The sequence below is a fragment of the Thalassotalea sp. ND16A genome (assembly GCF_000764205.1).
Classification (GTDB): domain Bacteria; phylum Pseudomonadota; class Gammaproteobacteria; order Enterobacterales; family Alteromonadaceae; genus Thalassotalea_A.
Genome location: NZ_JQDZ01000048.1, coordinates 219,209 through 229,013, shown reverse-complemented (window position 1 = coordinate 229,013; position 9,805 = coordinate 219,209). Strand labels below are relative to the sequence as shown.

Below are 9,805 nucleotides of genomic sequence, written 5' to 3'. Positions count from 1 at the left end.
TAGATCCATTTCAATTAAAGACTAAAATAGAAAGGAAACTGAAAGTCATATTTAAACTTATTACGGTTACACCTAATGTGAGAATAAGGATATAACCTTCGGTTACCTTTTCTTATGAGTCAACGCGCAGTTCATCACTATCGATCAGAAAATAATCGTGCAGCTAGTATCTGTGTTGTTTAGTTTGCAATGCTTGCTGCCTGAGGAGTTTAACTTTAAGGGGATAAAGAACGCGCATAACAGGCCATAGATCGTCGAAATATTTTACACCTAACTTTTAACACTTAAAAAAAAGCATATAAAACAACGCGTTAAATTATGGCAAGAGTTTTGCATTTATTTGTTTAGCAAAATTCATCTTTGATTGATTTTGCAAAAAATCAATTATTTTAAATCTAAGGTTTCCGGAGGGATCAAATGATGAAAAAAATTATATTTATTTTCCTTACTTTACTGTTCAGTACCAGTTCTAACGCTGGTACATTGTGTGATATGAACCTATCTACAGATACCACTGGTCTTTGTAGTGTTTATGAAAGCGGTGCCGAATTATTCATCATTACCGATACCGATGGCGATGATGATGATGCGGGGACTTGGCTTTTTGAAAGAAATGCTAGCTATATGAACTCTTTTGGTATTTACAATCCGTATAATCCAAGTCAAAAAATAGAGATATTTCCGCAAAGCAACTCCATAGTAGGCCTACCCATGTTTGCTAACCTCACTTGGGATGATGGTGAATTCTCAAATGGCACGACAACTTTGGATTTTGGCGCTGGAGTTATCCACTTTGGTGTGTACTCAGTAACCGATGATGGCACTTGGTACTCAGAATCCGCTCTCAATGGTGGGGTTGATCATTTCTTAGCTTTTTATACGGAGCACGCTGGCAACTATCCGTTTAGTCAGGCAAGTGTTATTTTTGCCCTAGACGATCAAGCCGGGTACCCTGATCGGGACTATAACGATATGATCACTGGTTGTTCGGATTGTCAGACGGTGCCTGAGCCAGGTACCCTAGTGTTACTTTCTGCTGCCTTATTTGGGCTGATCCTAGGACGAAAAAAAGTATTTTAACTAACACCACTTTAAAGCACAAAAAACCAGAAATGTGAGTTTCTGGTTTTTTTGTCCTTTAAAATAATATTGGCTGTGCTACGCCGTTAAAATTTATATTGGCAAACTGCAACTTATTTATTTTGGACTATACTTGGTTTGACATAAAATTGAGGATGTAAACCCTCCGCTAATTAATAAAAATAACTCCAAGGAAGACAAATGAAGAGGCTATTGTTAATCACTTCTTTGTTGCTGTTTAGCTGCAACAACTCGAAATCAGCGGATGAATACTTGCGAACTGGCCAAAGTGCCATCGCCGACAAAAATTATAAAATTGCCGTGATCGAATTAAAAAACGCTTTGTTACAACAGCCAAATTTAGCAGAAGCGCGATTTTTATTAGGTACATCATACTTTTTTAGCGAGCAATTACCTGCAGCCAGGAAAGAATTACAAAGAGCGCTTGAATTAGGGGTTGACCCCAATAAAGTCATGACATTCTTACTTCGCATCGATATTTTTCTCGGCAAGCTTGAGTTTGTAGAGGATTATGGACAAGAAGAGCATGCTCTCACCCCAGAGACCATCATTGAATTACATACTGTTTTTGCGGGAAATTTGATCGTCCGCGGTCAAATAACCGAAGGCTTGTCGTTGTTACATAAGGTAATGTCATTCGAACAAAAGCATGACTTTTTTTATCAATTAGCCAAAGCATGGCTGGCGGCAACGAATGATCAAATAGATGAAGCGATAAAGTTAACCTCCACACTTAGTGAAGCGGATAACGAATTTAATGATGCCTTGTTATTCACCGCTCGATTGTACGCATTTGCTAGGCAATATGAATTGGCTGCGGCAAAATATGCTCAGTTTTTAACTCTGCACCGCACTAACTTTATTGCACAAATGGGCTATATCGAGGTATTAATTGCCACGAATGACCTCGATAAAGCGGAAAACCAGGTTGATTTACTACTAGCTTCGTATCCAAGGCTCCCCAGTATTAATGCCTATAAAGCCGAGCTTGCATTTCTGGCGCAACGTTTTCAATCGGCGACAGACTATGCAAATATTGCATTGGCGACACAGCCATCTTTATTTAAAGCCAACTTAATTGCGGGATTAAGTTATCACCAACAACAAAACGATGAGATGGCTTATCATCACCTAATTTTAATTGAAAATTATTTACCCCCCTCTCACCTGGTATTTCAACTTTTATCTTCGTTAAAATTTCAGTTAGGTTATTCTGCTGAGGCGGTGGCCAAAATAGATGAATTTGAGCAATTTAGTGCAGCGGATTTTCAATTATTGTCGAATGCTTCCAGTGCTTTAATCAAATCGGGTGAGCGCGACAAAGCTAAAGAGTATATCGAACAGTTAAATGAGTTAGAGGTGTCGGGTCATCAACAGCTCACCCAACGTGGCGTTTTAAAGTTGTCTGTTAATGACAAAACTGGCATTGATGACCTAAAACAAGCCCTGGCAGAAAATCCAAATTATCTCAAAGCACAGATTGCTATTTTATATAATTACTTAAATAATAATCAGTTAAGCCAGGCGCTGAGTTTTGCCAATGCGTTGATCAGCAACAATCCAGAAGAAGATCTGGGTTACCTTGCCAAAGGCATTGTCTTGCAAGCACAGAATTACCCAGAAATGGCTGAAGCATCATTCAGGCAGGCCCTTATAAAAAATCCCGAAAGTATTGGCGCTAAATTCAATTTGTCTACTTATGATGTGCAGAACAAAAATTATCAAGCGGCATATCAAAAACTGGTAGAAATATTAGACAAAAGCCCAGAACATCGGGGGGCATTGGAGCGACTAGTTAAATTATCTACGGTTTGGCAAGACCAACAGAAAATTATAGATTTTATTGAACAACTTAGAGTTGCCTACCCTGATAAAATTATTCTGTCATTGGCTCTTGCCAGAACTTTTGAGAACTTACATCAACAAGATAACGGCTTAAAGCTATTATTTAGTTTACAAAAAACCGCCGATAATAATATTCAATACCTGCAGACATACGCCTTAATGAGTTATAAGGCAGGTGGTTTTGCTAAAGCGGAGGAATTGTTTACTAAAATCATAGGTGTATCTGCCAAGGATGTTAAGGCACATGTGGGCTTGATTTTCTCTTTAGGTGCGCAAAACAAAGATCAACAGGCTTTAGCAAAAATAAAAAATGCTCAAGCCCTATTTCCTGACAACGCAAACCTGGTCATTTATGAAGCAAATTATTTGCTTAAAATCGGCGAGGTAGCTGAAGCCGAGAGCTTGCTTGCAGTAATAAATGAGAATACGGTAAATAGGACGTTGTTGTTAACGGCTAATATAAAGCTCAACGCCGTAAAAAATGAGCATCAACGGGCGCTAGAGTTTGCCGAAGAACTGCATCGCAGAAGTCCAAACTTACAAAGTTCTTTTACTTATGCTCAGCTATTGCAACGGTTAAGCCAAAATGAATTGGCTCTAACAGTCGTCAATAAGGCCATAATGAAATATGGCAGTTCATTAGCGCTCGAAAGTTTGAAGGCTGAATTGAGTGTGGGTATTCATCCTGAAAACGCGGTTAATATTTATCAAAAACTGCTTAAGGAAAATCCAGAAAATCCTGTCGTTCTTAATAATTTTGCCTGGGCAGCTATTATGGCAAAGCAATATGATTTAGCCCTTGAAGTTGCGCAAAAAGCAATGAAGTTAGCGCCTGAACAGCCGCAAATAAAAGATACGTTAGCACTTGCTTATTTACGTGTTGGACAATACCGCATGGCTGAAACCCTACTCGAAGAAGCACTAGAGTCTCTTCCTGTTGATGGCGATATATCATTACATTACGCTGAAACATTAATTTATTTAAACAAATTTGAGCGGTCAAAAGAAATCCTTGATAAATTATCTTCAAGTATTGAAAAACAGGCTTTATTAAATTTACTGAAAAAACATGCAGAATAGCTTTTACTGCTTACGGTCCAACAACGGCAACATAGAACAAACATTTTTTAGTAAAAATGCAGTCTTTAATTTTTGTTCTATACTGTTATTGGAAATTCACAACAATAATTATTAAGAATGACAAGGAAGAACCATGCGATTACTTCTCCTCCTCACCGTTTTGTTTATTGCTGGCTGTAATAGCTCTAAAACCACAGATCAGTTAATCACCGAAGCCAAAACAGCAATGGCAAACCGGGATTATAAGGTGGCCATCATCCTCCTGAAAAATTCTGTGGCGCAGACGCCAGATTCGATCGACTCCAGATATTTACTCGGCAAATCGTATTTGCTAACCGGCCAATTTTCGGGAGCTAACAAGGAACTGGCAAGGGCCTACGAATTAGGTGGTGACAGTAACGTAATTTTCCCGTTATTAATCAGGACGAAACTATACCTAGCGGAATTTGATGCCATCGACACCTATTTACAAAACGACTGGCTGAAACAGCAGACCCTAATGGAATTAAATTACCTTGCTGGCATTGGCCTGACCATGATGGGTAAAGCAACACGTGGCATTGGGTTAGTTAATAACGTTCTGGCGCTTGAGCAAAGTGATAATTTTTATTTTCAACTCGCCAAAGCCTTCATCGCTGCAAAAAATGATCAGTTAGAACAGGCGATTGCATTAACGGCACGATTGAGTGAAAACGATAATGAATTTAATGATGGCTTATTGTTGCATGCTAGTTTGAATGCGCTGGCAACACATAACCAGCTTGCTATCGCTAACTACGAAAGTTATATAAACAGCCATGGTTATAATTTGTTCGCCCGAGTGAGTTATATTTCTTTATTAATAAAAATGAATGACTTAGATAGGGCTGAATGGCAAGTTGATGCACTGCTGAAAAATAATCCTAACTCCGCCATTCTCAGTGTACAAAAAGCAGAGATCTCATTTTTGCAGCAGAGCTATGAACAAGCCGCGGACTATGCCAATACCGCGATTCTAACGATGCCACACTCGTATAGAGCAAATTTAATTGCTGGCCTTAGTCATCACCAAATTAATAATTCTGAGCTGGCTTACCATCATTTAATCCAGATCAAAGATGTCATGCCCAAGGGGCATATTGGCACTCAGATCCTTGCTCGGTTAAGGTTAGCATTAGGTTATACCGAAGATGTGCTTACCGATATAGATGCAAAAACCAACATTACCGAAGATGACTTTAATTTGCTATCTTCGGCTAGTTTTATCTTGATGCGTGAAGGCAATACAGCGCGGGCGGGCGAATACATCAATAGATTGGAGTTGGTTGAAGTTGAAAGTCCTAGATCACTGAGCCAAAGAGGTTTGTTAAAGCTGGCGCTTAATGATGAGTCAGGATTTAAGGATTTAGAACAGGCGATTACGGTTTCTCCGGAATACGCTCTGGCCCGTATCGCCTTGTTAAACAGCCACCTTGACAACAACAATTTCGAACAAGCAATGTCGGTTGCCAATGAATGGATTGTTGCCAAGCCTGATAGCGATGGCGGTTATTTAGCCCAGGGGCTTGTTTGGCAAAAGAAAAAAAATGACGCGCAAGCAAAAATTTCATTTAATTTGGCGTTAGCAAAGAACCCAGATAGTGTTGGTGGCAAATTTAATCTGGCGCTTTACGATATTCTAGAGAAAAAGTTCCAGGCCGCATATGTTAAGTTGGCAGAGATCTTAGCCAAAAACCCTAATCACCGCGGTGCGCTTGAACGATTGTCCGAAATATCTAAACGCATCGAAGATAAGCAAACGGTTCCGGCATTTTTTACGCAACTGCTTGCACAGTCACCTGAAAATATTGACTTAGTGGTCGCGCTGGCCAAGTCTTATGAAAATTTGCAGGACCGAGAAACAGGGCTGGCGACTCTCGCCCGGGCTGAAGTTGTGGCAGATAAAAATGTTTTCTACCTTACTACTTATGCCGATATGAACCTTAGAGCCAGACAATTTGATAAGTCGGAGGAATTATTTGCCAAGCTGTTAGAAACATCACCCAGACACCAACACGCTCTGCTGGGGTTAATATTTTCCTATGAGGCGCAAAAAAAGTATCAACTGGCGCTTAAGCAAGTAAAAAAAGCACAACAACTATTTCCGCAGAACAAAAATTACCGGTTATTCGAAGTCAATTTTTTATTAATGCTTGGTGAGGTTGAAAACGCAGAACAAACCCTGACCGAAGTTAACTCAAAGCAGGTGAGTCGACCACTATATCTGGCCCTTAAAATGGCTTTGCATCTCGCTAAAAATGAGTATGAACTTGCCCTTGAGTACGCCCAAGAACGGCATCAACTAGCACCAAATAATCAAAACGCACTGCGCTATGCCTTAATTTTACAAAAATTAAAGCAAAATCAGTTAGCTGAAAAAGTAGTCATCTCGGCAATTGAGCAAAATGGCAGTCACCCTGCTCTGGAAACGTTGCTGGCTGAGATAAATATAGAGATGAACCCGGAAAAATCTTTCACTATTTATCAAGATATGGCAAAGCAACAACCGGATAATTTTGTCGTATTAAATAACCTTGCCTGGTCGGCAATTATGGCGAATAAATACGAACTAGGCTTAGCTTATGCGCAAAAAGCGGCAAAAATTGCCCCCGAAATGCCCCAGGTACAAGATACATTGGCGGTTGCCCTGATGCGAAACGGCAAATACCAGGAGGCAGAGAGACTGTTAATAAAAGTCACCCAAGCATTACCTGACGATACGGATGTGTCAATGCATTACGCTGAGGTATTGATCCATCTAAATAAGTTAAGTGAGTCTAAACTTGTGCTTGCCAACATTGAGGAAAGTCCCAAAAAGCAGAAGATACTCGACTTATTGGCGAATATTAATGGCTAGTTCGCAATTTGGGGTTAAATTTTTATTCACGATTTCTTTATTGCTCTTTACCACAAGCAATTATGCGTCATCGCTGGTAGAAACAATTATACGGGTGAAACCAGCTATAGTTGGCATCGGCACTCATGCCCCAACCGGGCGGCCACAAAATGTCCTCTCAGGCACCGGTTTTGTAATCGGTAATGGCCAATATGTAGCGACTAATTATCATGTCATCGCGAATGAGGACGAGCCGAAAAGTACTAATCGCCATGTTATATTTACCGGTTCTGGCAAACAAGGTGAAATTTTTCAGGCCTCTGTGGTGGCGAGGTCAAAGGAGCATGACTTAGCGATTTTAAAACACCATGGGCCGCCATTATTGCCAATGACGTTAGCGGCCGGGGGGTTTATTGACGAAGGTAGTGCCGTGGCCTTTACCGGGTTTCCAATTGGCGCGGTTCTTGGCTTGTATCCAGTCACCCATCAAGGTTTTATTGCCAGTATAACGCCTGTCGTGATCCCTGCCAGAGGTGCTGCTGAATTGTCTGCGTCGATGATAAAGCTATTAAAAGAACCTTATTTTGTTTATCAACTCGATGCCACTGCATACCCGGGTAATAGTGGTAGTCCGGTTTATGATATTGATAAGGGGATGGTTGTGGCAGTAATAAATAAAGTATTTGTACAAAAGACTAAAGAGGCAGCGATCACCAACCCAAGTGGCATTACTTATGCGATACCGATAAAGTTTTTGCATGAATTAATCGCCAATTCTCACTTAGATATTCATGCTAACTGATTATTCACTGAGGCTTTTTGCGTCGGTTGATGGCGGCTTTTGTTGACTAATACGGACCTTTTGGACTGGCAGTAACGCTGAAATTTCAACCAGTTCTATACCATTCATCGCTAAAATCGGCAGCATTTTCTTTATTACCCGAAGTGTCTCAGGATGCGGATGAGCAATGGCGATAACTGCACCTTCTTGCTTGCTGGTTGAGATCAGTTTATGAAATTGCTGTTCAATATATTTCTCATCAATTTTATTATCGAGAAACAAATGGCGGTGCAAGCTCGGTACACCTACGCGCTGCGCGACATATTCCGCTTGTGAGTATTTACTGGTTCTTGAGTCTAAGAAAAATAAATCATTATCTTTCAAAAATTGCATGGTCCAGGCCATGGGTTCAGACATTTGCGTTAAGCGGCTACCCATATGATTATTTACGCCAATAACATGTGGGATATCGGCTATTGAAGCGGCCAGAGTTTTTTTTACGTTGGCTTCATCCATGCTTGCCGTTAATGCCCCGGGGCCTAGGAGTAAGTTATCGATCGACTCCATTGGCACATGCAATAAAATTTCACGCTGTTGAGAGTTGCCACGTTCGGCCAATTCACGACCAAATGGGGTGTGGGGTAATACCGAAAAGGTAACTTGTTTCGGTAGTTGTAGGGCTGACTTGTCTGTCGCGCGATAACCGATATCGTCAATAACGATAGCGATTTTGTCTTTACTTTGAGCCAGGGCGGCTGCGCTGAAAAAACTAAAAATTGCTAAAATAATAAAAGAAAAAAATATATGCACACGAGGATTCTTATTTTTATAAATATACATGGATTTGACCATGTTTGTTAATATTGAGAATAACAATAATATTTCTCAAAATCGAGCGCTAAAAATGAAATCAGTTGTTTTTACAAATACTTGGCGAGCACTGCAGTTGCAGAGCAAAAATAATGTGGTGTCACTTGCCAAGGTCAACGGTATGCTGAAATTACCCTGTACCCCTTTAACCCCGGCACCAAAATTTAGGGTTTACCGGTTTTCCTTTGTGACGAATTTCAAAATATAATGCCGATTGGCGTTGTCCGCCTGACTGGCCTACTAAGGCAATAGATTCACCAATTTCTACCCGGTCACCGACACTTTTCAGTAGGGTTTGGTTGTGCCCATACAAACTCATGTAACCATCGCCGTGATCAATTACTATTACCAGGCCATAGCCTTTTAACCAGTCGGCGAATAGCACGGTACCGTTATGAATGGTGTTGACGTTGTGACCTATGGATGCGTTTAATAGCACTCCTTTCCAGCGTAAATAGCCTTGTTTCTTGGTACCAAAATTATGAGCGATACGGCCTTTTACCGGCCACTTAAGCTTTTTCTTTAGCTTGCTTAAGCCTTTTAATTCTTTTTCTCGTTGCAATTGTGCCTGAATGCGAGCTAAGGTTTGGATCAGTGATTTTTCTTCACTTTCAAGTTTGTTTAAGCGCTGTTTGCTCGACAAAATTTGCGAATTTAGTGCTTTCAAGGTGGCTTGGCGTTGTTGTTGCTTTGCTTCTATGGCTTGTTTTTGTGCAAGCTGTTGTTGCACCAACTGTTGCAGTTGCTCAGCTTGTATTATTTGTTGCTGCTCTATTTTGCCAAGCTCAATGATGACTTGTTCAAAATTCTCGATGCTGCTCATCCGGGCATCATTTAGGTACTGATAATAGGTTAAGGTGCGCTCTACATTACTCGGACCTTGTTGATTTAATAGCAGTTTCAAATAGTCATGATGGCCGGCCGAATAGGCGCTACGAATTTGTTCTGCCAATACCGCTTCTTGCTGTTGCTTGCTTTTTAGCAGAATCTGCTGCTGTTGTTTTAGCTTGTTAATTTTATCCCGGGTGAGTGTTTGTTGCTTACTGGTGGCATTCATTTTAGCCGCGCTGGCGGCTATCGCTAAATCATCACTTTTAAGCTGTTGTTCAATCCGTTGTTGTTGCTTATTACTAAGTTCTATTTCTGTTTTTTGTTGCTCTATTTTTTGTTTAACATCGGTTAAGTCTTTTTTCGTGTCATTACTTTGCGCAACAACAAGGGCTGGCATAAAACTGAGCAAACAGAATAAACCAATCGATAAAGACTGCATTGTC

At 40.4% G+C, this 9,805-nt stretch carries 6 protein-coding genes; 4 read left to right on the top strand and 2 right to left on the bottom strand.

All coding sequences use genetic code 11. The features are described 5' to 3' along the window. Positions 1-417: 417 nt before the first annotated feature. From ND16A_RS09895 to ND16A_RS09910, 4 genes are all read left to right on the top strand, one after another. Positions 418-1,080, top strand: a complete 663-nt coding sequence (locus tag ND16A_RS09895) for a PEP-CTERM sorting domain-containing protein (protein WP_081945554.1) — start codon at positions 418-420, stop codon at positions 1,078-1,080. Between the two features lie 201 nt (positions 1,081-1,281). Next, complete coding sequence (gene prsT, locus ND16A_RS09900; protein ID WP_033077450.1) at positions 1,282-4,026, top strand: XrtA/PEP-CTERM system TPR-repeat protein PrsT; 2,745 nt, start codon at positions 1,282-1,284, stop codon at positions 4,024-4,026. Positions 4,027-4,159: 133 nt separating this feature from the next. Then, entirely contained in the window at positions 4,160-6,901 is a 2,742-nt protein-coding gene (gene prsT / locus ND16A_RS09905) for an XrtA/PEP-CTERM system TPR-repeat protein PrsT (RefSeq protein WP_033077449.1), read from the top strand. Further along, a complete protein-coding gene (locus ND16A_RS09910) occupies positions 6,894-7,682 on the top strand; it encodes a S1 family peptidase (RefSeq protein WP_033077448.1) in 789 nt (262 codons plus the stop codon). The genes prsT (ND16A_RS09905) and ND16A_RS09910 overlap by 8 nt, the downstream gene beginning before the upstream one ends. Here ND16A_RS09910 and ND16A_RS09915 read toward each other — a convergent pair whose 3' ends face one another. Then, positions 7,683-8,471, bottom strand: a complete 789-nt coding sequence (locus ND16A_RS09915; protein WP_235282085.1) for a divergent polysaccharide deacetylase family protein — start codon at positions 8,469-8,471, stop codon at positions 7,683-7,685. 205 nt (positions 8,472-8,676) lie between these two features. After that, positions 8,677-9,801 carry a murein hydrolase activator EnvC family protein gene (locus ND16A_RS09920; protein WP_033077446.1) on the bottom strand — a complete coding sequence of 375 codons (1,125 nt, stop codon included), beginning with the start codon at positions 9,799-9,801 and terminating at the stop codon, positions 8,677-8,679. Positions 9,802-9,805: the final 4 nt, after the last annotated feature.